Origin of the sequence: Caenimonas sedimenti (assembly GCF_007833165.1) — a bacterium.
Taxonomy (GTDB): domain Bacteria; phylum Pseudomonadota; class Gammaproteobacteria; order Burkholderiales; family Burkholderiaceae_C; genus Ramlibacter; species Ramlibacter sedimenti.
In genome coordinates this window covers 90,999-114,815 of record NZ_VOBQ01000006.1, presented here as the reverse complement: position 1 = coordinate 114,815, position 23,817 = coordinate 90,999, and the positions used below count along the sequence as shown (strand labels likewise).

Genomic DNA, 23,817 nt, shown 5'->3' with positions numbered 1-23,817 from the left:
CCATTCCGCAGCCTCCTTGATCGATTTCGCCCAGCAGTTGCTGGTGGCGGCCCGGATGCCCGCGGACAAGGCCGCTGCTGTCGCCGACATCCTCGTCGAAGGGGACCTGCAAGGCCACACCACCCACGGGCTGGCGCAGCTGCCGGGCTACCTGAAGGAGATCGAGTCCGGCTCCATGCGGGTCGAAGGCGATCCCGAAGTCGTCAACGATGCGCCCGCGGCGCTGACCTGGGACGGCCGGCGCCTGCCGGGCCCGTGGCTGGTGCTGCAGGCCATGGCCGCGGCCACGGAACGAGCGCGAACTCTCGGCACCGGCACGGTGGTGATCCGGCGCAGCCACCACATCGCCAGCCTCGCGAGCTATCACGCCCGCGCCGCCCGCGAAGGCCTGGTGCTGTTGCTGGCCTGCTCCGATCCCAACAACGCCAGCGTCGCCCCCTTCGGCGGGCTGGACCCGGTGTTCACGCCCAACCCCATCTCGGCGGGCTGGCCCACGGGCGCGGCGCCGGTGGTCGTGGACATCTCCACCTCCGCCACCACCAACGGCCTGACGAACCGCGTGCACCAGGAGAAGGGCCGCTTGCCGGCGCCCTGGGTGATCGACGGCCATGGCCAGCCCTCGGACGATCCGGCGGTGCTGTTCGCCGATCCCAAGGGCACCATCCTGCCGCTGGGCGGGCTGGACTCCGGCCACAAGGGCTATGGGCTGTCGTTGCTGGTGGAGGCGTTGACCGGCGGGCTCACCGGCCATGGCCGCGCCGATGCACGCGAGGGCTGGGGCGCGACCGTGTTCCTCCAGGTCATCGACCCGGCGCGCTTCGCGGGGCTGGCTGCTTTCGAACGGCAGACGGGGGCCGTGGTCGACCTGTGTCATGCCTCGCGGCCCGCACGTACCGGCCAGGCGGTGCGCCTGCCGGGCGAGAAGGGCGATGCGCTGGCGCGGGAGCAGCGCGAGCAGGGCGTGGTGCTGCATGCGAGCATCCTGCCCGCGCTCAAGCCGTGGGCGGAGAAGCTGGACGTGGCATTGCCTGGCTAGGAGCCTGGGCGGCAGAGAAACGGCCCAACCCTCCGGGCCGGTACCTGAATCGGCGCCAGGCGTCGTTACGGCCTCCTGATGTGCGGAAGCACACCGCGTCAGCCGCGCCTGGCCTGGCGCTGATTCAGGTGCCGGCGCAGGCCCGTTTCTCTGCCGCCCAGGCTCCTAGGCTGATGCGTCCTGGAGGACGCCTCGCAAGTATTTGACGACGATGGTGTCGTCACCCGGGTGGTTCTCCGGTGTCACGGGGGTGAGCTGCGCGAGCACGCACAGCCAGCCATGCGGCGTGCGGATGTAGGTATCGGTGTAGCACGTCATGCCGGTCGATTCGATGCCGTCACGTACGCGAATCCACTTGTTGGTCGCACCCACCAGCGCGGTGTCCCCCGCCACCGTGATGCGTTGGTCGCGCATGTCCCAGTACGGAATGGCGGCCGGATCGAAGCCAGTCCTCCACGACCTCAAGTACGCCTGCCGGTCGATGTGCACGCCGCCTGGATACAGGGCCCGGAACGACGCATGCAGGATGGCGTCGTGCGAGGCCACGTCGTTGGTCACGAAGTTGTGGATGAAGCGCCTGTTCAGGCGCCGCAGGCCTTCCAGTTCGGATTCGGTGGCGGCTTCGGTCGTATTCATGCCAACCAGTCTATCCAGCCAGCCGCCCGAAAACGGCAGGAGGGATCAGGGGTTCAGACCGCGCGCCGCCCGCGCCACCACCGCAACACCGGCGGCACCACCCACACCAGCACCGTGATCACCGCCAGCCCCGCGGCGATCGGCCGCGAAACGAAGCCGGTGTAGTTGCCGTTGGACTTGATCATCGAGGTGATGAAGTTCTCCTCCAGCATCCCACCCAGCACCACGCCCAGGATGGCCGGTGCGATCGGGAACTTGTTCGCTTCCAGCAGGTAGGCGATGACGCCCGCCACCAGCATCACGCCGACGTCGAACATCGAGTTGTTGATCGCGAAAGTCCCCACCAGGCAGAACAGCAGGATCAGCGGCATCAGCACGTTGCGTGGCACCTTCAGGATGCGCTTGGACACCTTGATGCACAGGATGCCCAGCGGCACCATGATGATGTTGGCCAGGATGAAGAGGATGAACACCGCGTAGATGTTTTGCGGGTTCGTGGTGAACAGCGTCGGCCCCGGGTTCATGTTCTTCATGTACAGCACGCCGATCACGATGGCCGTGATCGAGTCGCCGGGGATGCCGAACACCAGGGCGGGGATCCACGCGCCGGCCAGCGCGCTGTTGTTGGCGGAGCCCGATTCCACGATGCCTTCCACGTGCCCGGTGCCGAACTTCTCCGGCTCCTTGCTGAACTTCTTGCTCATCGCGTACGACATCCAGGCCGCGATGTCGGCGCCGGCGCCGGGCAGGGCGCCCACCGCGGTGCCCAGCACGCTGCCGCGCAGGATCTGCTTGGGATACTTTTTCGCCAGTTCCCACTGGCCGCGCATCACGTTACCGACCTTCTCGACCACCAGTTCCGCCGGTGGACTGGTGTCCACCACGTAGCGGATCACCTCCGAGATGGCGAACATGCCGATCATCATCGGGATCATGCCGATGCCGCCGGTCATCTCCGCGTTGCCGAAGGTGAAGCGCGGGAAGCCTGCGGGGTTGCCCAGGCCCACACAGGCCACCAGCAGGCCCAGCAGCAGCATCACGATGCCCTTGAGCGGGTTGCTGGAGGTGATGAAGACCGCGCAGGTGAGACCCAGCAGCACGAGCCAGAAGTACTCGAACGAGCTGAAGTTCAGCGCGAAGTTCGCCAGGGCGGGCGCTGCAACGATCAGCACGACGGTGCCGAACAGGCCGCCGACGGCCGAGAAGACGAGGCCCGCGCCCAGCGCGATCTCCGCTTCGCCCTTGCGCGTCATGGCGAAGGCTTCGTCGGTATAGGCCGCCGACGCCGGCGTCCCGGGGATGCGCAGCAGGCAGCCGGGGATGTCGCCGGAGAAGATGGCCATGGCCGTCGCCGTCACCATGGTGGCGATGGCGGGGATGGGCGGCATGAAGAAGGTCACGGGCACCAGCAGCGCCGTCGCCATCGTGGCGGTGAGGCCGGGCACGGCGCCGACGAACAGGCCGAACAGCGAGGCGCCGACGATGGCCATCAGCGTCACCGGCTCGAACACCATGCCGAACGCCTGGACGAGTGCGGTCCACATCAGGTCACCACGCGAAGTTCTTCAGCACGCCCCAGGGCAGGGGCACGCGCAGCAGCTTGTAGAAAGCGAAGTGGATCAGCAGCGTCGCGATGACGGCGATCAGCAGCGCCCGCGGCAGCCCCACGCCCAGCGTGGCCATCAGCGCGGTCAGGACGATCACGGCGACCGGCAGGAAGCCCAGCCAGTTCGCCGCCGCGATGTAGAACACGATCGAGCCCAGCAACACCGCCAGTGCAGCGACGTGACGGCGCGAACGCACCCAGTCTTCCAACTCGATCCAGGGCTGCGATCCACGCTGGACCCAGCCCTTCACCACCAGGCCAGCTCCGGCAACGCACAGCCCGATGGCGATGATGCCGGGGAACAGCGCCGGCCCTACCGGCTGCCCCGGGATCTTCGGGAAGCCCTGCACCGCGAAGAGCACGAGCCCGCCCAGGGCCAGCAGCAGCAGCCCGAAAACCGCGTCGTTGAGTTTCACAAGTTCGTCATTCCAGCGGAGGCGGGAATCCAGGGCTCCCGCCTTCCATCTTTCAGTACCCTGGATCCCCGCCTGCGCGGGGATGACAAGGCGTCTATTTCGCGATCCCCACAGCCTTCATCGTCGCACCGAGTTCGGTGTCGGACTTGGCCATGAACTTGCCGAAGTCTTCCGGGCCCGCATAGACCACGCCGAACCCGCGGCTGGCCATGAAGTCGGTGTATTCCTTGCTGTTGGCCACCTTCCGGATGGCCGCGGCCAGCTTGTCGCGCACGTCGTTGGGGATGCCCTTGGGCGCGACGATGCCGCGCCAGGCGGCCATCGTCCAGTCGCTGCCGATGGCCGACTTCAGCGTCGGCACGTTCGGGTACAGCGCCGCCGGCTTGTCGTTCATGATGGCCAGGCTCTTCACCTTGCCGGCATCGATCAGCGACCGCGCCTCGGGCAGCGAGACGGGCGCGATGTCCACGCCACCGGCCACCATGTCCTGCAGGCCGGGCGCGGCACCATTGCTCGGGACCCAGGGCACGGCCGCCGGATCGATCTTCTGGTCGCGCAGCAGCCCGGCGATGGCCAGGTGCCAGATCCCCCCCTGGCCGGTGCCCGAGGCCTTGAGCTTGCCCGGGCTCGCCTTGATGGCCGCCAGCAGTTCCTGCACGGTCTTGTAGGGGGCGTCGGCGCGCACCTGGATGCCGGCGGGGTCCGCGTTCACCAGGCCGATCGGGGTGTACGAAGCGCCGGTCAGTTCCGTCAGGCCCTGCCAATGCATCATGCCGATTTCGACGGTCGCCAGGCCGATGGTGTAGCCGTCGGGCGGGGCGGAGGCGATGGCCGCGTGGCCCACGACGCCGCTGCCGCCGGTGCGGTTGACGACGTTGACCGGCTGGCCGAGGTCTTTCTCCAGCAGGCTGCCGATGATGCGGGCCGTCGCGTCGGTGCCGCCGCCGGCGCCCCACGGCACGATCAGCTGGATCGGGCGACTGGGATAGTTCTGCGCAGCCGCGGGCAGCGTCACCGCGGTGAGCGCGAGGCCGGTGAGTGCGGCGGCGAGGAGGGAACGGCGGCTGGGGCGGGACATGACGGGGTGCTCCTGTAAGTTGTCGTACAACTTCTCGAATCTAGCCGCTCCGGCCGTTTCAAGCCATTAGGGGGAAACCCGCCTGCAGTCGCACGGCTAACATTCCCGTCCACGCCATGTTCGACTCCGCGCTCGCATTCCTCCAGTCGCTCTCCGGCTTCCCCGCCTACGCGCTGCTCTTCGCGCTGCTGTTCAGCTGCGGCATTGGCGCGCCGATCAACGAGGACATCTTGCTGCTCGCGGCCGCGGCTCTCACGCTCCAGGGCGTGATGGAACCGGTGCCGCTGATGGTGGTCGCCTGGTTCGGTCTCATCGGGGGTGATGCGCTGGTGTTCCACTGGGGCCATCGCTTCGGCACGCGCCTGCTGGCGCACCGGTGGGCGGGGCGCGTGATCTCGCCCGCGCGGCTGGCCGCCACGCAGGACACGATGCGGCGCTATGGGCCCGCCTACATCTTCGTGGTGCGCTTCATGCCCGGCGTGCGCACGGCGCTGTTCTTCGCCGCCGGTTCGCTGAAGATGCCGTACCGCCACCTGTTCCTGTATGACGGGCTGGCCGCGGTCGTGGAACTGCCGCTGCTGGTGTACGGCGTGCGCTACGTGGGCGGGCGCTGGCAGGAGATCATGGCGCTGGTCGGCCAGTTCCAGGGCGTGCTGGTGGGCGCGGTCGTCGTGCTGGCGCTGCTGGTCTGGGCCGCGGCACGCTGGCGCCGCACGCGGGCGAGGCCGTCCGCGTGAACGGACATGCGGCTTTGCCGCCGCAAGGGCGCCCGCGCGAGGAGGTGCTGCAGGCCCTGCGCGCGTTCGCGGAAGGCGACCCCGACTACAAGTCCAACCGCCTGTGGAGCCTCGTCTATTGGCTGGACGACGCGCACGATGAATTCCTGGGCCAGGCCTGGCAGTCGTTCCAGTCCGCCAACGGCCTGAATCCCACCGCCTTCCAGAGCCTGAAACGGATGGAGACGGAGATCATCTCCGTGCTGGCCGGCCTGCTGCATGGGCCGCCGGAGACTTGCGGCGTCGTCACCTCCGGCGGGACCGAGAGCTGCCTGCTGGCCGTGAAGACCTATCGCGACATGGCGCTCGCGCAGCGCGGCGTGAAGAAGCCGGAGATGGTGCTGCCGGTGACCGCGCACGTGGCCTGGTTCAAGGCAGCGGAATACTTCGGCGTGCGGCCCCGGCTGCTGCCGCTGGACGCCAGCCTGCGCGCGGATGTCGCGCAACTGCCGGGGTTGGTCAACCGGCAGACGGTGCTGGTTCTGGGCTCAGCCCCGGAGTATCCGCACGGCACCATCGACCCGATCGAAGCCATGGGCGCCATCGCCGCGGCGCGCGGCGTGCCCATGCACGTCGATGCCTGCGTGGGCGGCTTCATCCTGCCCTTCATGGAGATGAATGGCCGGGCCCTGCCCGCCTGGGACTACCGCGTGCCGGGCGTCACCTCGATCTCCGCCGACATCCACAAGTACGGCTTCGCGGCCAAGGGCGCCTCCACCATCACCTACCGCAGCCTGGAGCTGTTGCGCCACCAGATGTTCGTCTACCAGGACTGGCCGGGCGGCGTGTTCGCCTCGCCCGCGCTGCTGGGCACGCGCCCGGGCGGCGCCTACGCGGCGGCGTGGGCCGCGATGCAGCATTTCGGCGAGGCGGGCTATCGCGAGCTGGCCGCCCGAACGATGCAAGCTTTCGGCGCCATGCGGGACGGCATCGCGGCGATCCCAGAGCTGCAGGTGCTGGGCGACCCCAGCGGGCCGCTGCTGGCCTACGGTGCCCGCGACCGCGCCGTGAACATCTTCGCCGTCGGCGACCAGCTCGACGCGAAGGGCTGGACGGTGAACCGCCTGCAGCAACCCGACGGCCTCCACGCGATGGTGACGGCGGCGCACGACGGCGTGGTCGGCGCCTACCTGCACGATCTGCGCGAAGCGGTGGCCGTGGTCAAGGCCGATCCGTCGCTGGCGCGCAGCGGCAGCGCGGCCACCTACGGGATGATGAGCCACGTGCCGCTGCGGGGCATGGTGAAGGACAAGGTGCTGGATCTCTTCCTCCAGATGTACCGTGCGGGTGGCCAGAAACTGGACTTGCATGCGGCGCCGCCGGCAGCCGGCGTCGTCGATGCCGTGGCGCAGAAGGTCGCGGGTTGGTACGTCGCGTGGAAGCAGCGCCGGGGCTAGGGGAATCCCGGAACATCCTCCATTGATAGGATGACGCCGCGCGCCGTCGCGGGCACGATGCGTCCTCGACCCCGAGGAGCAGTACCGTGCAACGCGACGTCATCATCAAGGGCCGCAGCCTGGGGGGCAGTTCCGACCTGACCCTGCTGGCGCCCGTCAAGACCGGCTTCGTCGACTCGATGGAGTCGGTCACCTACAAGACCCGGATCAAGCGCGTGCTCGAGGCCCTGCACGGCGCCCGCACCGCCTCGCATGAATATTCCCCGGCACGCCTGCTGTCCGACTCGGTGGAACGCGTGGGTGTCATCCAGTCGGTTCGGGTCGCCGTGTTCGAGCTCGAAGGCCGCGACATGGTGCTGCTCTCGGTCACTTTCGACGGCAGCTGGGAGTCGTACATCCGCGTGCTCTGGGACAAGGTCGGCACGCTGCTCGACCTGATCTTTTTCGACACCGAGGGCTACGTGCCGGCCTGGGGCAGCACCTACCGGCAGTGGGCCGCGTGGGCGCGCAGCGTGCAGCGCGAGACCGGCTTCTTCTACGGCCCCCCCGAATTCACGGCGCGCGACGTGCTGTACCACCGCCGGGTGGAGCGCATGCGGGCCCGTTCGGGCGCGCAGTCGCTGGAGGAGCGCGAACGCCACACCATGCATGCCGTCCTGCCGTCGGCCGAGGAACAGGTGTCGCGCCTGGTGCAGGGCATCGACACGCTGCCGGACGACCCGCAGGTGGCCTACCCGGGTGACATCCGCATGGTGCGCGAACGCGTGCGGACCGGGCTGCAGGGCCTGGCCGTGCTGTACCGGCTGACGGACCTTTACCGCCCCGGCACCGTCGACGGCGACTTCCTGCGGCGCGCCAGCCTGCAACTGCTGCTGGAGTTCGTGCACATGCGCGACGCCAGGCTGGCGCAGGCGCCGCTGGCGGAGGCGCGCACGCGGTTCGCCCGCCAGCTGGACTGGTTGTTCCCTGATTCGCATGGCGACGCCGAACTGCGCCGGCCCGAGCAGCCGGCGCCCGACGGCGCGCCGGTCCCGGCGGTGCACCGCGCGCAGATCCAGGGCGGCATCCTGCGACCCTACGAAGAGATCACGCATGGCCTGGTGCTGCTGCTGGCGTTCGACGACGCGGCGGCGGCGAGCCGCTTCTTCGCCTGGGCCCATGGCGCGGTGACCAAGGATGCCGACCGGCACATCGCGGGCCCGGGCATCGTCTTCCGCAACGTCGCGCTCACGCTGGCGGGCCTGCGGGTGGCCGGGCTGACGGAAGACGAGCTGGCGCTGTTCCCGGAGGAGTTCCGCCAGGGCATGGCGGCGCGCGCCGGCCAGCTGGGCGACGTGCGCCACAACCATCCGCGGCGCTGGCGGCTGCCGGGCCGGTTCATCACGCTCGACCAGCGGCCGCACGAGGTCATCACCGCCGAACTCGACGGCGTCCATGCCGTGCTGCAATTGCGATGCCGCGCGACGGCGGCCCAGGAGCGTGCGCTCGACTACTTTGAGCTTCATCACCCGCTGCGCGACGAGGTGGCGGCGCTGCAAGGCATCGCCCGCGGCACGCGCATCCTGGCCATCCAGTCGCTGCGCCGCAACCTGCGCAAGCATGCGGGCCGTGACGTCCCGATCGAGCATTTCGGTTACGCCGACGGCGATGGCCAGCCCGACGTCGAGGGCGACTCCTGGGACCGCAACCGCATCCATCTGGGCGAGATCATCCAGGGCCACCCGAACGCGCAGGATGTGCCGGCCGACCCCGAGAAGGATCCGCGCCTGGCCTGGCTCGCCAACGGCAGCTTCCTGGTGATGCGCAAGTACCGGCAGTTCGCGAGCCGGCTGGAGCGCGCGGTGGCCCAAACCGCCATGGAGATGGCCAAGGCCCTGGGCGGCGACCCGTCGGAGTACACCGAGATCGTCTACGGCAAGCTGATGGGGCGCTCGCGCGACGGCATGCCGATGGTGGCGCCGCAGATCCTGGAGCGCAACGAGCGCAACCGCTTCGACTACGAACCCGACCCCGGCGGCCAGTTGTGCCCGCTGCACGCGCACATCCGCCGCGCCCACCCGCGCGCCGACCCGCAGGATGCCGGCCGCCTGCCGCGCCTGATGCGGCGCAGCCTGCCTTACGGCCCGCTGCGCGCGCCCGGCGAGGGGGACCGCGACGCCGACCGCGGCTTGCTGTTCATGGCCTACAACGCCGACATCGGCGAACAGTTCGAGATCGTGCAGCGCTGGCTGGTGGGGGGCAACAGCACCGGCAGTTCGTCTGCCCAGGTCTGTCCGATCGTGGGGGTTGGGGAAAGCGGCCAGGCGCGCTACTTCCGCTTCGAGCACAAGGACCACACCTTCCACGTCGAACTGGAAGCCGCTTCGGTGCTGTTCGACGCACCGCAGCCGCTGACCCAGCTGGAATGGGGCATGTACCTGCTCGCGCCTTCGGTGCAGGTGCTGGATGACCTCTCGGCCAAGGCGGCGCGCGCCGCCGGTGCGCGGCCCCCGGTGCCCTGGGACGCCGCGCGGGGAGAAGCGCTCATCGCGCGGCTGCAGGCGGCCAACACGCTGGACGGCTGGAAGGCGGCGATGGAAGACCCGGACAGCGTCGACCGGCTGGACGCGGCTTCGATCTGGGCCGCGATCCGCGAGAACCACGGCGGTGTGCTGCGCACGGCCTACGGCGTGCTCGTCGCCGACCGCGACCGCATGCTCAAGGTGCTGCACAACCCCGAAGGGCAGTACAGCGTCTGCGGCCACATGAAGCGGATGCGCTCCAGCTTCGGCGAGATCTTCCTGGGGCTCGATGCCGGGCCGGCCTACGAGGAGCAGGCCGACCCCATCAACGCCGCCGTCGCCGCGCTGGACAAGCGCGGCGTCTTCGAGGTGGCCAAGGCCGCCGCCAACGCCAAGATCGACGCCATCGTCGAAGAGGCCAGGCGCAAGTCGGTGGAAGTGCGCGATGCGCGCTTCGAGGTCGGCTTCGAGGCCCGCGAAGTCGTCGAGCACGTCGTGGCCTGCCTGATCGAGGACTGGTTCGGCCTGAAGGACACCGAAGGTGCGCCACTGCGCCGCGGCAGCGACGCGGGCTGGCAGCCCGGCCAGCCGCCCTTGTACCCCGGCCACTTCGCCGCGCCCTCGCGCTACTTCTTCCAGCCGAATCCCGGCAAGACCGCCGAAGCGTTGGGCCAGCAGCACGGCAAGGCGCTGGAGGAGGCCATGCTCGCCTTCGTCGCGGCGCATCGCGAGCACCTGCCGACCATGCGCGACGGCCACACGCCCGCGCCCATCGCCAAGGCCGCGCTGGAGCACCCGCTGCGTGACCGCGACGGCTTCGCGGCGCGCACCATGATCGGCGTGATCATGGGCTTCAGCCCCACCACCATCGGCGCCGTGCTGAACGTGCTGCGCGAGTGGCAGCGCACCGGCCGCTTCGGCGCGTTGCGCGCCGAACTCGCCGGCCACCATGACTACGCCACGGCCGACGCCTTCGTCGCCGGCGCGCTGGCCGACGCGGCGCGCATGCGGCCGATGCCTCCCGTGGGTTGGCGTCAGGTGAGTGAGGCGCACACCATCGGCAACGAGGAAGTGAAGGCGGGCGATGTCGTCGTGCTCGGCAAGGTCTCCGGCACGCAGCAGTCGCTGGCCGAAGGGATTGCCGACGGCCGCCTGATGTTCGGCGGCCAGCGTGGAACGGGTGCGCAGCGCGGACCGCTGCACGCCTGCCCCGGCCACGAGGCAGGTATCGGCGCGATGCTGGGCACGTTGACCGCGCTCTTGACGCGGCCCGAGCTGCTGCGCCAGGGCGCGGCGCCGCTCACCTTCCAGATCGAGGGTGATTCCGGCTGGGTGCCGCCGCCCGCCCCGCCGCCGCCGAAGCCCCCGGAACCCTCCTTCTTCGACGAGCTGAAGGAGAAGCTGCTGGACGCGGTCGACCTGCGCGACGAACTGCAGGAACTGATGGACCGCTTCACCCAGGCCCGCGCCGACCTGCCCGCCGCCAACGGCGCGACGGTGCTGGCCTGGGGCGACTCATGGCTGGACTACCGGCTCGGCATCGACCTGGGCAGCGACCTGCGCGATTGCCTGGAAAGCCAGCACAACTACCAGCTGAGCCGGCGCTTCTGCAACTGGGAGCAGTGGCCGCGCATCGCCACCATGGCCGCGAAGCCGGGGCCGTTCCGCCAGTTCATCGCCAACGAGCTGCAACTGCGCAAGCCCAAGGCCGTCCTGCTGTCCGGGGGCGGTAACGACTCCACCGAAGCGGCGCTGAAACAGATGATCGTGCGGCGCACCGCAGCGCATCCGCTGCCCAAGCTCGACCCGTTGCTGGTCAAGGCGCACATCGACATGCTGATGGATTCCTATCTGCGGGTGCTGCGGTCCATCGAGGCCGAATTCACCCGGGTCGGCCGCCGGCTGCCGGTGCTGGTGCACGGCTACGACCACCCGTTGCCGCGCGGGGCCATGGAGTTCGGCCGCTGGCTGCGCCAGCCGTTCGAGGAGCAGGACTACAACCTGGGCGATCCAGCGGTGATGGCTGCGGCGGCCGGCTGCATGAAGCATCTGATCGACCAGCTCAATGACGAAGTGCTGGCGAAGCTCGACGGCAAGGTCGACGGCCTGAAGGTGATCCACGTGGACCTGCGTGGCACGCTGAAGGCCGCGTGGCCCGACGACGCGGATGCGGACCTCGCCTGGGCGAACGACCTGCACCCGACCAACGCCGGCTTCAAGCTGTTGGCGGCGAAGCTGGCGAAGGCGATCCAGCAGATCCCGTGAATTCGCCGCGCAGCACCTTGCGGGCGCGCTCCAGGTGGAACTGCATCGCCATGGATTCGAACGCTTCGGCGGCGGAGCTCGCCAGGGGCGCGGCATCCGCCGCGCGGCCCAGCATCGGGGCCAGCTCGGCACGCACCAGCTGCGTCACGGCGCGCTCGCGCGGTGAATCGCGCACGGCCGCGGCGCGGTCGGCCAGCGCGAGATAGTGCAGCGCGCGCGGCACGTCGCCGTGCGCGGCGGCCAGGCGGGCCAGCGAGCGGCAGCCCATCGCCTGGCCGTGCCGGTCTTCCGCGCGTGCGCGCCGGAACAGGTTGACGGCATGCTGGCGCGCCTCCTGCTCCAGCCCCAGCCGCACGGTGGCGACCAGCAGCCAGCCGTGGTTGAGCGACGTCGAAACCGCGCCGCCGCGTTCCTCGATCCACTGCGTCGCTTCGCGCAGCACCTGCAGCGACGCCGGGTCCTCCTGCAGCGCCCAGCCGCCGCACGCAGCCAGCGCGCGCCCCATGGCGACGAGGTAGCGGCTGCGGCAGCGCAGCGCGATCTCGCTGCCTTCGATGCCCGCGCGCCGCGCCTCCTCCCAGCGGCCTTGCCACAGGTGCACCGCGCACACGAGTTCCAGCACCGAGGCGCCCACCGAGTGCTCCTTGTCGCCGAGCAGCCGCTGCGCTTCCGCGAAGGTCGCGTGGGCCTCGTCGAAGCGGCCCAGGTCGCCCAGCGTGTAGGCGATGCGGGCCAGCGTGTACGCGGAGCCCACGGCCGTGCCGCTGCCGGGGCGGCTCTGCTGCCGCTTGCTCTCCACCGCGCGCGTCAGCAACGGCAGCGCCCGGTCGTAGCGGCCGGCCGAGGCCAGCGCCTGGCCCAGCGTGGCCTCGACCTGGGCGACCAGCTTCAGGTCTTCACTCACCAGTGCATGGGTGAGGGCAGTTTCGCAGTGCTGCACCGAGACGCGCGGGCGGCCGCGGCCGTAGTTGACGTAGCCCAGCCAGTATTCGGCGCGCGCGATCGCGTTCTGGTCACCGGTCTCGCGCGCCAGCCGGGCGGCCCGCTCGAACATCAGCGAACCCTCGGTCACGTCCAGCGGGTCGAAGACGCAGGCCTGGCCCAGCTTCTGCGCCAGGGCGCACCAGCGCACCTTGAGAGGCCGCGTCAATTGCGGCAAGGCGTCGAGCGATCGCAGCGCGGTCAGGTAGTGCACGCGTGCCCGGTCGGTCGCCATGGCGGCCAGCGCCTTGTCGCCGGCGGCCTCGGCGTACTGCGCGGCCTTGTCGCTGACGCCGGCGGCGTCGTAGTGATAGGAGAGGGCCTCCAGCCACTCGAACGCGTCCTGGTTGCCGACTTCCTCGAGCACCTGGCCGACGCGCAGGTGCAGCGCACGGCGCCGCGCCGGGTGGACCGTGCCGTAGACCGCATCGCGCGTGAGCAGGTGCTTGAAGCGCAGCATGCCCGGCTGGCCGGCCGCGACCAGGAAATCGGTGGCCGAGAGCGCCTGCAGCAGCGGTGCCGCGGCATCCTCGCCGACCATGCGTTCGAGCAACCAGTCGGGAAACACGTTGCCCGCGACGGAGGCCGCGCGCAGCACCTCGGCCTGCGCCTCCGGCAAGCGCGACAGGCGGGACGCGACCAGCGCATTGATCCACGCCGCACTGGCCCGCCGCGCCGTCGCATGAAAATCGCCCTGCGCCGCCGCGTGGCACAGCTCTTCGATGAAGAGCGGCGAGCCGCCGGACTGGCGCACGATCTCCTGGGTGACGAAAGGCTCGACCGAGGGCAGCCAGGCCGCGATGGCGTCGGCGCTGTCGACCGCGTCGAACGGTTGCAGCAGGAGCGTGCGGGCATCGGCCAGCCCCGGGTCCGCTTCCTTGCTCGGGCGGGTCGCCACGATCACCAGCACCGGCATCTGGCGCGCCAGCAGCGTTTCCAGCGCCTGCCGGCTGGCGTCGTCGGCCCATTGCCAGTCGTCCAGCACCAGCACCAGGGTGTGCTGCCGCGCCAGCATGCCGATCAATTCGATGATCGCCGTGACCAGGAGCACCGGATGTGGTGACGCCCGGGTGCCCGCGCCGCCCAGCAGCGCCTGCGCGGCCGGCGAGAGCGCTTCGTCGTCGGTGAGGGGCGCCTGCCGGCCAAGGGCGCCGCGGATCCACTGCATGAACGGCTGCAGCGGCTCCGCACCCAGGTAGCTTTCGCAGTAGCCCTGCAGGACGTGAAAGGCGTCCGGCTCCAGCCGGCGCTGGAATTCCTCGACCAGGCGCGTCTTGCCGATGCCGGGCTCGCCGCTCACGACCACCAGCGGCGATTCACCCCGGCGGGCCCGCTCGGCGGCCGCCAGCAATTCCGCCAGCGCCGCCTTGCGCCCCACGAAAGGCAGCACGCCGCGGCGGCTGGCCGCGTCGAAGCGCCGTTCCACCGAGGCCCGCCCGTCGATGCGCAACACGTTGAGGGGCTCGGCGCGGCCGCGGATCACCAGCCGGCGCAGCGTCGAAGCGTTGAAGAAGTGCGCCTGCGGCCCCAGCGTTTCCTCGCTGACGAGGATCTGGCCCGTGGCGGCCAGCGCGCACAGGCGCGAGGCGGTGTTCGGCACCTCGCCGACCACGTCGAAGCGGCCGCGTTCGATGTCGCCTTCGATCACCAGCACCAGGCCGGCATGGATCCCGGAATGCAGCTGCAAGGTGGTGGCCGTCGGGCCGCTGCCGGCGCGCAGTTGCGCCACGGCGTCGTGCAGTTCGAGGGCGGCTTCGGTCGCGCGGCGGCCGTCGTCTTCGCGCGGTTCCAGGTGGCCGAAGATCGCCAGCAGGCCGTCGCCCTGCAGCCGCGCCACGCTGCCGCCGTGGCGGGGGATGACCTCGCGGGCGAAGCGGCGGAACTGCGCGAGCAGTTCGGAATAGTCTTCGGCTTCGAGGCGCTCCGCATGCTCGGAGGAGCCGGAGACGTCGGAAAACAGGACTGTCACGTAGCGCCGCTGGCCGCCGCTGGCAGAGCCGGGCCCCTCGTCGCCTGCGGCAGGGGCGGGAATCATGCGGCGATTCTGCACGACCTCCCGGCCGGTGCCGCGAACGCACGCGACCCGGCGGGCGGCACTGTTGTGCCGCCACCACCGGGCTGGACGGATTCGGGGCTAGTCGTTCAGCAGGCCACGGCCTCCGGCGGTGAGACTTCCGTTTGCATCGTGGGCGGCGCCGCGGGCGCCAGGCTCATGGGGACCACCGGCGGCAGTGCCGCGACGCGCTGCACCAGCAGCCGCATGCTGTTGATGCCGGTCTTGTCCCGCAGCGAGCGCACCTGCGTCCGCACCGTGTTCTCGGAGACCCGGTGGGCCTGCGCGATTTCCTGGACGTCCATTCCGTCGCACAGCAGCCGCAGCACCGACTGCTCGGCCGGGCTCAGTCCGTGCGTTCGGGCGAAAAAGGTGATGGCGAGGTTCTGGGTGCCGGACTGCCGGGCCAGCATCAGCAGGACCGATGCCGACTCGCCGGCCTGGGGGTGGGACAGCGGGACACAGGCGACGGGGAGGGCCTGCGGGCCGTTGCGCAGCGTGAGCATCTGGCGCCGGCCGAGCGACGCGGAGCGCACGCCACGCAGCAGCTCCTCGGTCTGGAGGGGTGTCTGGCCGACGATGCTGCCCGCCTCGACGCCCAGGAACCGGTTGCGGGCCAGCTCATGGCGCGCGAGGTGGTTGGCGTGCTGCAGCGTGCCGGCGGGGCTGACGAGGATCAAGCCATAGTCGATCTCCTCCAGCACGCGCCAGGCAAAATCCGTCTCGAGCTTCCCGTTGGCGTCCATGAGCACTGCCCTTCTTACTGATGGACACAGTCTAGGGAGTGGCCGGTCGCGCGCAAACGCAGCTTGTCACGGGAAAGATGTGATGGAAGTCACCGCTTTTTCAGCAGCCGCAGCAATTCCGTGTTGAAAGCCGCGGCCTCCTCGAACTGCACCCAGTGCCCGGCGCCGGGGATGAAGACCAGTTCGCCGAAGCCCGGGTCGGCGGCGAACAGCCGCTGGATGCCGGGCCAGAAATCGGCGTACAGCGCATCCTGGGCACCGAAGATCGCGTGCCGCTCGCAAGCGAGGGTGGGCAGGGCGCGCGCCAGGATGTCGGTCAGTGCGAGCCGGCGGCTGCGCATGCGGTCCCGTGACAGGTTCGCCGCGTGCAAGGCCAGCGCCAGTGCATCGATGGATTCCGGCCGGTGCAGCATCAGCACGCCGAGGTTGTGCCGGTGCACGGCTTCGCGCGCGGCCGCATCCGCTTCGTCGCGCCAGGTGCGCAGCTTCAGCCGTTCGCCGCGAACACCCAGGCCCGGCACACCCACCAGGACGAGCTTTCGGACCAGGCCGTGATACCGCTGCGCCAGCAGGCCGGCGGTGAGGCCGCCGAACGAGAAGCCCACGATGTCGTGCGGACCGTCGCCCGCCACCTCGCGCAGGCTGGCGGCCAGCGGATCGACCAGGTCATCGGCATCCGCCGCGCCCGCCGGCAAGGCCGACTCGCCGCTGCCCGGCAGGTCCGGGGCGAGCACGCGTCGGCCGGCCGCGGCCAGCGCTTCGACGTTGCGCAGCCAATGCGTCCAGCTGCCGCTGCCGCCATGCAGCAGGACCAGGGGCTCGCCGTCGCCCCAGGCATGCCAGACCAAAGCACCGTCGGCACACGGCGTTTCGATGCGGGTGGCGAGCGCGAGAACGCGGCGCGCTTCAGGGTGCAGTGGCGAAGACACCGCGCGATTTTGCGTCAGCGGCCGCTACAGCAGTTCGTTGATGGCGTAGGCCGCGTGCGCGAGCACCTTCTCGCGCCACGGGCGTTTGCGCCACTTGTCCAGCTGGATTTCCTCGGCCCGGGCGACGTACTTCTCGAAGATCGCGTCCAGCTCCACGGCGAGCGGCGGATGCAGGATGGCGAGCGTGATCTCGTCGTTGGTGTCGAACGAGCGGTCGTCGAAGTTGGTCGAACCCACGGCGCTCCAGACGCCGTCGATGGTCATCACCTTCTGGTGCAGCAGCGTGTGCGGGTACTCGAACAGGCGGACGCCGCACTCGAGCATCTTCTCGAAATTGCGATGGCCCGCGTGCTGGACCATGGGACTGTCGGAGCCGCTGGTGGCCGGCATCAGCACCCGGACGTCGACCCCGCGTTTCACGGCGGCGCCGAACGCTTCGATGGCCTCCGGCTCCGGGATGAAGTAGGGGTTCTGGATCCAGATGCGCTTGCGCGCCAGGCAGATCGCCGTGTGGTGCAGGATCTTCACTGCCGGCGCCGAGCTCTCGGGCTTGACGAAGACGGCGTGGATGGTGGCTTCGCCCGCTGCCTCCAGCTTGGGGAAGCAGTCGTCGCCCAGGAAGATTTCGCCGGTCTCGCCACCCCAGTTCTCGCTGAAGGCGGATTGCACGCTGTGCACGGCGGGCCCGTGGATCCAGACGCTCACGTCCGAGAAATGCTGGCCGTCCTCGGCGTTGCCCAGCCAGTCGTCCACGATGCAGTGGCCGCCGACGAAGGCCTCGCGCCCATCGATCACGCACAGCTTGCGGTGGTCGCGGTCGTTCAGGATGCCGATGGTGTAGACCGAGCGCTTGTGGAAGAACTCCAGCCGGCAGCCGGCGGCACGCATCTTGTGCGTCGCCTCGATGCCGATCTTCTTGGAGCCCTGGGCGTCCAGCAGCACCCGGACCTTGACGCCGGCCCTGGCGCGCTCGGCGAACGCATCGGCCAGGCGCTGGCCCAGCTTGCCCTCCTTCCACAGGAAGGTCTCGAAGTGCACCGTCGCCTTCGCCGCCGCGATGCGTCCGATCAGCACGTCGAAGAACGCGCCGTTCTCCAGCACCTGCACTGAATTGCCGGGCACCGGCGTGCCGAGCGTGAGGCCGGCGAGCGAGTCGACCAGCGTGTCGATGGGCGCGTCGCACTCCACCTGCAGCACGGGGGAGCGGTGGCGGCGGATCGACCAGATGATGCCGATCAGCAAGGCGATCGTGCCCAGGAAGACGGCGGTCCAGAAAGTGGGGCCCATGCCCCTACCGTAACAACGCTGAGCCAGCGGGCCTGTCAGACAGGCCCCTGACTTTCTGCGGCTAACGCGCGGCTCGCCGCGCCTCCACGGCCCGGATCAGCGCATCCACTTCCGGCTTGCGGGCGAGCACCGGGGCTTTGGCCAGCGGCGCCGCCTTGGTGCCTGCCTGCGCGCTTTCGCGCGCCAGCGCCGTCGCGCGCGCCGTGGCGGGGAGCGTGGAGCGGTAAGGCTGGAGCGACACGATGTCCAGCGGCGCGATCTCCTGGGTCTTGTTGCCCGCGAGCGGGTAGCACTCGCTCACCTGGGTCGGGTTGCGGAAGACCAGGTAGTAGCAGCCGCTCATGGTGTTCATGGTCGGCAGGTCGACGACATAGAAGTCATCGAATTCGAAACCGGGCGCGTAGATCGTGTACTGGCCGAGCTCCGGGTCCCAGCCACCGACGGCCAGCGAGTCGTACTGGTTGATGCCCCACACGTTGTATTCACCAGGGTAGGTGGCACTTTCGCGCACCTCGTTGAACAGGAAGGTGTCGGTCCATTCGGACACGATGCGGTAGGTCAGGCTCCACACGCCCACCAGCCGCGCCGTCAGCACCTGGTTCAGCGGCATCGTGACGCCCGGCGCGGCGCCGCCGATCCGGAACTTCTCCAGCGTGATCTGGCGCCCGTCGGGCAGCGTGAGCACCGCATTCGCCGTGTCGATGAAGCGCACGCTCACGGAGCCGGCGTTGGCGTTCGCCACGGAGGCCGGCTTGTAGGCACCGGTCAGCGTCTGGCCATTCGCATACTGGATGAAGTTGCCGCTGAACGTGGTGGCCGACGACATCGGCCCGACGGCAAGATGCCAGGCCGGGTTGCCGGCATCGTCATACATGAAGCCGGTGAGCGCCAGCACGCCGTTCTGCACTTCCATCGACCAGCCGCGGCCGGACTCCTGGGGGTTCCACCACACGCCGGCTTCTGGCGCGAAAGTCGTGGCGGGCGCGGTGCTGCCGAAGCGGAAGCGCTCCAGCCGCACCGTGCCCCCCGGCCACGTGAGCGTGGCGGTCGCTTGCCCGGTGAACTCGAGCGTCACGTTCCCCAGCACGCCGCGCTGGGCGGCCGGCTTGTAGGGCCCGGTCAGGGTCTGCCCGCCCGCGTAAGCATCGAGGGTGCCGGTGTACCGGGTGGCCGATTGCATGGCGGCCGGCCCCGAGGACACCCAGGTGGCGCGGCCATTGGGGTCGTACAGGTAGGCGCCGAAATTGAGCTTGCCGTCCCGGATCTCGATGACATAGCCGCGGCCGTTCTCGGCCGGGTTCCACCAGACGCCGGATTGCGGGATCGCGGCCGCCACACCCGTCGCCGCCGGCACGTTGGCGGCGGCGCGGACCGCGGAACCGGCGTTGACGATGCCGGCGCCGCACAGGGCGGTGGTGCAGTCGCGGCCCGTGCCGGTGGGGAACGCGCGCGCCGTCGACTGCAGCAGGGCCTTCACCTCGGCGGGGGACAGCGCGGGATTCACCGAAAGGATGAGCGAGACCACGCCCGCCACGTGCGGTGCGGCCATGCTGGTGCCATAGGAGGCGAGCACCGAGCCGTCGTTCAGCGCCGCGCGTTCGCCGGCGTCGCCCAGCGAGAGCACGCCGGAGTCGCGCTGCGGGTCGCCGCCCGGCGCGGCAATGGTGACGGTGCTGCCGAAATTGGAGTAGGAGGCGCGCTGCCCCGCCGAGCCGACCGCGGCCACCGAAATGACGTTTGCGCAATTGGCGGGCTGCGAGCTGAAGGCGTTGATGCCTTCGTTGCCCGCGGCCACGACGACGACGGCGCCGCGCCCGACGGCGGCGTTGATGGCCGATTGGGTGGTCTGCGAGCACGACCCTGCGCCACCCAGGCTCAGGTTGATGACGCGCGCCGGCGTGGTGTTGGCCGGGGTGCCGCTCACCGTCACGCCGGCCGCCCAGGCGATGCCGTCGGAAATGTCGGAGAGGTAGCCGCCGCCCTTGCCCAGCACGCGGACCGGCAGGATCTTCGATCGCCAGTTGACGCCGGCCACGCCCTGGCCGTTGTTGCCGGCCGCGGCGATCGTGCCCGCCACGTGCGTGCCATGCCAGGAACTGGCGCGCGGCGTGCGCTCGAGCGCCGCGGCTTCGCTGGCCGTGAGCCAGTCGCCGGCATCGACGGCGTCCGCGTCGCGCCCGTTGCCGTCGTTGCCGATGGCGGCGTTGCTGATGAAGTCATACCCCGCGATCACCCGGCCGCCGAAGTCGCGATGGCGCAGGACACCGGTGTCCACCACGGCCACGACCAGGTTGGGATCGCCCGTCGTCAGATCCCATGCATCCACTGCGTTGATGCCGCCCGCCGCCACGGCGGGCTCGCGCAGGTGCCAGAGCTGGTTGAACTGGGCGTCGTTGGGGATGACGGTGGCCTGCAGCAAGGTGTCCGGTTCGGCGTATTCGACGTCCGTGCGCTGGCGCAACCGGCTGGCGATGTCCGCCACCTGCGCCGCCGGCAGTTGCGCGGGCAGGGCCAGCACGTGGCCGCCGGCGTGGGTCTGGCGCACGGCGGTGAGCCGCATCCCCGCATCGCCGCTCAGCGATTGCGCGAATTCCGCGGCCCGGGACTCATAGGCCGCCACCAGCGCCGCGTTGGCCGGCTTGACGATGATCTGGTCGGTGAAGCCGGAAATGGCAGGGGCGGCGGTCAAGGCCGCGGCTTCGGGCGCGGCGCCTCCGGAGCCGCCGCCGCATGCGGCGAGCAGCGCCATCAGCGCGGCGAGGGTGGCAGCGCGCAACGGGGCGCTACCGGTGAAACTGGGCATCGGGAATCTCCGGGACAACATGCGCAATATAGGGGAACAGGCGCGGCGGGCTCCTGCTTTCCTTCCTAGAATCGGCATCATGCTCAAGCTTTACTTCCATCCGTCCCCCAACCCGCTGAAAGTCGCCTTGTTTCTCGAGGAAGCGGGACTTTCTTACGAAGTTGTCGCCATCGACACCCGCAAGGGCGAGCAGCACGGCGAGGCCTTCCGGGCGATCAACCCGAACGCCAAGACGCCGGCGCTGACCGACGGCGACGTGAAGGTCTTCGACAGCAATGCGATCCTGCTTTACCTGGCGGAAAAGACGGGCCTGTTCCTGCCCGCCAACGCGCCGCAAGCGCGGGCGGACATGCATTCATGGCTGATGTTCGTCGCGACCGGCATTGGCCCCTATTGCGGACAGGCGGTGCATTTCAAGCACTTCGCGCCCGAGCCCAAGGAATACGCGGTGAACCGCTACAGCTTCGAGGCCGAGCGCCACTGGAAACTGGTGGACGAGCGCCTGGCCGGCCGGGAATGGATGGTGGGCGACACGTACACGCTGGTGGACATGGCGGTGTGGGGCTGGGCGCGCATGATCCCGCGGGCGATGGGGCCGGAAGCGTGGGCGCTCCTCCCCAACGTGAAGCGCCATCTCGACGCCATCAACGCACGGCCCGCGGCGCAGCGCGCCGAAGCCTTGAAGGAGCGCTTCGCCTTCAAGCAGGAATTCGACGACCAGGCCCGCCAGGCGCTGTTCCCGCAGAACGCGCGCCTCGGCCTGTGAAGCCGCGGCCGGCCACCGGCGGCCTCGTCTATTCCACCGAAGCGGGGCGGATGTGCCCCACCTGCCGCCGCCCGGTGGTGCAGTGCGTCTGCAAGCAGGCCGCGAAGGCGGCGGCCGTGGGCGACGGCACCGTGCGCGTGTGGCGTGAAACCAAGGGCCGGGGCGGCAAGGCGGTCACCGTGGTGCGCGGATTGGCGCTCGATGGGGCTGCCCTGGTCAAGCTGGCGCAGGAGTTGAAGGCGGCTTGCGGGTCCGGCGGGACGGTCAAGGATGGTCTGATCGAAGTGCAGGGGGATCACGCGGACAAGATCGTCGCGCTGCTGGTCCAGCAGGGGCATGCGGCCAAGCGGGCGGGTGGCTGATCCGCCACGGGCAGGTTTCCGCACGGCAACGGTTGGTAAAGAAATCCCTGCACCGGCCCGGAAGGCGGAAGCGGACGGGATGATGGCTTGTCACTCGCATCCGCCATGGGAAGTTTCATGAAAGTCCAGACAGCAGCGGCGCATCGTTCGACCGCCTGGAGGCAGTATTGGGCCGTCGCGGTCCTGGTTGGTGCGGCCGCGGGATGCGGCGGGGGCGGAGGCGCGGAATCCCCCACGCCAGCACCAGATCCTGCGCCAGCGCCAGCGCCTGTGCCAGCACCTGCACCGGCTCCCGTCCCCCCTCCGTCGCCCGCACCCGCGCCACAGCCACCCCTGGCCGGAACCTTGAGTTTGCGGGCGGGGCCGGCTGCGCTCCCCGTCATGGGAGCCCAGGACGGCCCCATGCTGGAAGCGCGCTTCGATCATCCGGCGGACCTCGCCATCGATGCGTCCGGGGTGATCTACGTCGCCGACACAGGCAACGGCACGATCCGGCAGATCGGCACCGACGGCTTTGTCAGAACGTGGGCCGGCCGCGCGGGCGACCGGCGCCGGGTCGATGGTTACGCCGAGATCGTGCGCTTCGCGTCACCGAACGACATCGCCCTGGCGGACGGGGTCGTCTACGTCGAAGACCAGGGCTTCGTGCGCCGGATTGCGCCTGACGGCTCCGCGGTCACGCTGGCCGGCATCTCGGAGGTCGAAGGCATGGTCGCTGCACCGGGCGGTGGCCTTTACCTCGCGGGCCGAGGCGGCGTGTATCGCTGGACGGAGGCCGCGGGCCTTGCTCTCCTGGCCGGGATCGACGGCGTGTCCGGTGATCAGGACGGCTCCGGAACGCAGGCGCGGTTCTCCCGCTTTGGCGACATCGCGGTCAGCGCGACCGGCAGCATCTACGCCACCCAGCCGGACCGCCACACCGTCCGGAAGATTTCGCCCGAGGGGGTGGTCACCACGCTGGGTTCCGCCGGCGACCCGATCGCGCGTGACGGCGATCCGGCCGAGGCCCGCTTCATCCACCCGGACGCGATCACGGCAATTGGCCGCGACATGCAGGTGGTGGATGGCGGCACCGGCTTCATCCGCTCGATCAGCGCGGCGGACTACGTGCAGACCTTCCCCGTGTGGCAGCGGCTGGACCTGCGGGGCCAACGCGCAGGCATTGCATTCGCGATCGATGGCGATCTGCTCGCGACGCACGCAGGGGGCGTCTTGCGTCTGCCCGCGCCCGGCAGCTCCCGCTCAACCCAGGCGGCCAACCCGTATGCGACTTTCGCTTTCGCGGGCCCACCGCCGCGTGACCCGCTGCCCTTCGGGGACCCGCTCCAGCTCGGTGTCGACCCGCTGGGCGCCACCGTCGTGTATTCCGGAACCCGGCGGGAGTCGTGGGATGGCACAGCCGGTTTCGTCATGATCGACGCGCAGGGACAGGCCAGCGGCCGGCTGCCGGTTGCGGTCTACTCCTCCGAATACCGCCGTGACGTGCTGGGCATGGCCATGGACGCGGCCGGCAACGCCTATGTGGCCAATCCGTCATTTGGCGGCATCTTCGGGGCCGAGCCCCAGGGCGGCTCCATCCTCCGCGTCAGTGCGGGCGGCACCGTCACGACAGTGGCCGAATGGCCGCAGACCCGCACGGCCGACATCACCCCGGGGTCCCTGACGGTGTCCAGTGACGGCACGACGATTCATTTCCTGAATGTGCGCACCGGCGACCTGGTCCGGCTGGATGTCGCCACTCGGGCGGTGGAGGTGGCCTTGCCCGCCGCCGATCTCGGGCCGCCGCGTCCCGGGATCGACGGCTTGGGCGGGCGGGGGCACCGGGCGGTCACGACGTCGGCCAATGGCGACATCCACGTGCTGCTCGGCACGAACCTGACCCGGCTCTCGGGCGGCAAGGCGACGCCGCTGTTGCGCGGCGGCCCGTTCCAGAGGCCGACCCACATCGCCGCCGACGCCGCAGGCAATGTCTACGTCGCGGACGAAGAGGTGGTGTGGCGGGTGACGCCTGAAGGGAACGCGTCGATCGCCTTCGGCCAGCGCGGCAGCTTCGCCGTCACGCCGGGGCCGTTGCCGGGATCGCTCGGGATCGTCCATGGCCTGGCGATCGGCAAGGACGGGTTGCTGCACGTGGCCGTGCGCGATGCGGTCCTGACCGTGCGGATCCAGTAGGACACCG

16 protein-coding genes are annotated in these 23,817 nt (G+C 70.0%); 7 read left to right on the top strand and 9 right to left on the bottom strand.

Annotation, left to right across the window (positions count from 1 at the left end; translation table 11 throughout):
- Positions 1-16: 16 nt before the first annotated feature.
- Positions 17-1,036 (top strand): Ldh family oxidoreductase, encoded by a 1,020-nt coding sequence (locus FN976_RS08915; protein ID WP_349291356.1) that lies wholly within the window; start codon positions 17-19, stop codon positions 1,034-1,036.
- 165 nt (positions 1,037-1,201) lie between these two features.
- Here FN976_RS08915 and FN976_RS08910 read toward each other — a convergent pair whose 3' ends face one another.
- From FN976_RS08910 to FN976_RS08895, 4 genes are all read right to left on the bottom strand, one after another.
- Positions 1,202-1,672: a nuclear transport factor 2 family protein gene (locus FN976_RS08910; RefSeq protein ID WP_145892661.1), complete on the bottom strand. Its 471-nt coding sequence runs from the start codon at positions 1,670-1,672 to the stop codon at positions 1,202-1,204.
- A 53-nt stretch (positions 1,673-1,725) separates the two neighbouring features.
- Positions 1,726-3,216, bottom strand: a complete 1,491-nt coding sequence (locus FN976_RS08905; RefSeq protein ID WP_145892660.1) for a tripartite tricarboxylate transporter permease — start codon at positions 3,214-3,216, stop codon at positions 1,726-1,728.
- A gap of 4 nt (positions 3,217-3,220) precedes the next feature.
- Positions 3,221-3,694: a tripartite tricarboxylate transporter TctB family protein gene (locus FN976_RS08900; protein WP_145892659.1), complete on the bottom strand. Its 474-nt coding sequence runs from the start codon at positions 3,692-3,694 to the stop codon at positions 3,221-3,223.
- Positions 3,695-3,788: 94 nt separating this feature from the next.
- Positions 3,789-4,772: a tripartite tricarboxylate transporter substrate binding protein gene (locus FN976_RS08895; RefSeq protein ID WP_145892658.1), complete on the bottom strand. Its 984-nt coding sequence runs from the start codon at positions 4,770-4,772 to the stop codon at positions 3,789-3,791.
- A 116-nt stretch (positions 4,773-4,888) separates the two neighbouring features.
- On the opposite strand from FN976_RS08895, the gene FN976_RS08890 reads away from it, so the two are divergent.
- The 3 genes from FN976_RS08890 to FN976_RS08880 all read left to right on the top strand — a co-directional run bounded on the left by FN976_RS08890 (position 4,889) and on the right by FN976_RS08880 (position 11,711).
- Entirely contained in the window at positions 4,889-5,509 is a 621-nt protein-coding gene (locus FN976_RS08890) for a DedA family protein (RefSeq protein WP_145892657.1), read from the top strand.
- The gene (locus FN976_RS08885; protein WP_145892656.1) at positions 5,506-6,945 is read left to right on the top strand and encodes a pyridoxal phosphate-dependent decarboxylase family protein; all 1,440 of its coding nucleotides are present in this window, start codon (positions 5,506-5,508) and stop codon (positions 6,943-6,945) included. The genes FN976_RS08890 and FN976_RS08885 overlap by 4 nt, the downstream gene beginning before the upstream one ends.
- A gap of 86 nt (positions 6,946-7,031) precedes the next feature.
- On the top strand, positions 7,032-11,711 hold the full coding sequence (locus FN976_RS08880; RefSeq protein WP_145892655.1) for a Dyp-type peroxidase domain-containing protein: 4,680 nt from the start codon (positions 7,032-7,034) through the stop codon (positions 11,709-11,711).
- Here the strand turns inward: FN976_RS08880 and FN976_RS08875 are convergent.
- From FN976_RS08875 to FN976_RS08855, 5 genes are all read right to left on the bottom strand, one after another.
- Complete coding sequence (locus tag FN976_RS08875; protein WP_145892654.1) at positions 11,662-14,727, bottom strand: ATP-binding protein; 3,066 nt, start codon at positions 14,725-14,727, stop codon at positions 11,662-11,664. The two genes, FN976_RS08880 and FN976_RS08875, sit on opposite strands and share 50 nt — an antisense overlap.
- Positions 14,728-14,834: 107 nt before the next feature.
- Positions 14,835-15,491, bottom strand: a complete 657-nt coding sequence (locus tag FN976_RS08870; protein ID WP_145892653.1) for a helix-turn-helix transcriptional regulator — start codon at positions 15,489-15,491, stop codon at positions 14,835-14,837.
- 89 nt (positions 15,492-15,580) lie between these two features.
- Complete coding sequence (locus FN976_RS08865; protein WP_255440249.1) at positions 15,581-16,420, bottom strand: alpha/beta fold hydrolase; 840 nt, start codon at positions 16,418-16,420, stop codon at positions 15,581-15,583.
- Positions 16,421-16,444: 24 nt separating this feature from the next.
- On the bottom strand, positions 16,445-17,707 hold the full coding sequence (locus FN976_RS08860; protein WP_145892652.1) for a phospholipase D-like domain-containing protein: 1,263 nt from the start codon (positions 17,705-17,707) through the stop codon (positions 16,445-16,447).
- A 61-nt stretch (positions 17,708-17,768) separates the two neighbouring features.
- Positions 17,769-20,510 carry a S8 family peptidase gene (locus tag FN976_RS08855; protein ID WP_145892651.1) on the bottom strand — a complete coding sequence of 914 codons (2,742 nt, stop codon included), beginning with the start codon at positions 20,508-20,510 and terminating at the stop codon, positions 17,769-17,771.
- A gap of 79 nt (positions 20,511-20,589) precedes the next feature.
- On the opposite strand from FN976_RS08855, the gene FN976_RS08850 reads away from it, so the two are divergent.
- The 3 genes from FN976_RS08850 (at position 20,590) to FN976_RS08835 (ending at position 23,810) form a co-directional block, all read left to right on the top strand.
- Positions 20,590-21,276 (top strand): glutathione S-transferase family protein, encoded by a 687-nt coding sequence (locus tag FN976_RS08850; protein WP_145892650.1) that lies wholly within the window; start codon positions 20,590-20,592, stop codon positions 21,274-21,276.
- Between the two features lie 50 nt (positions 21,277-21,326).
- Positions 21,327-21,638, top strand: a complete 312-nt coding sequence (locus FN976_RS08845) for an SUI1 family translation initiation factor (RefSeq protein WP_432417859.1) — start codon at positions 21,327-21,329, stop codon at positions 21,636-21,638.
- 402 nt (positions 21,639-22,040) lie between these two features.
- The gene (locus FN976_RS08835; RefSeq protein ID WP_186510796.1) at positions 22,041-23,810 is read left to right on the top strand and encodes an NHL repeat-containing protein; all 1,770 of its coding nucleotides are present in this window, start codon (positions 22,041-22,043) and stop codon (positions 23,808-23,810) included.
- The last annotated feature ends 7 nt before the right edge of the window (positions 23,811-23,817 follow it).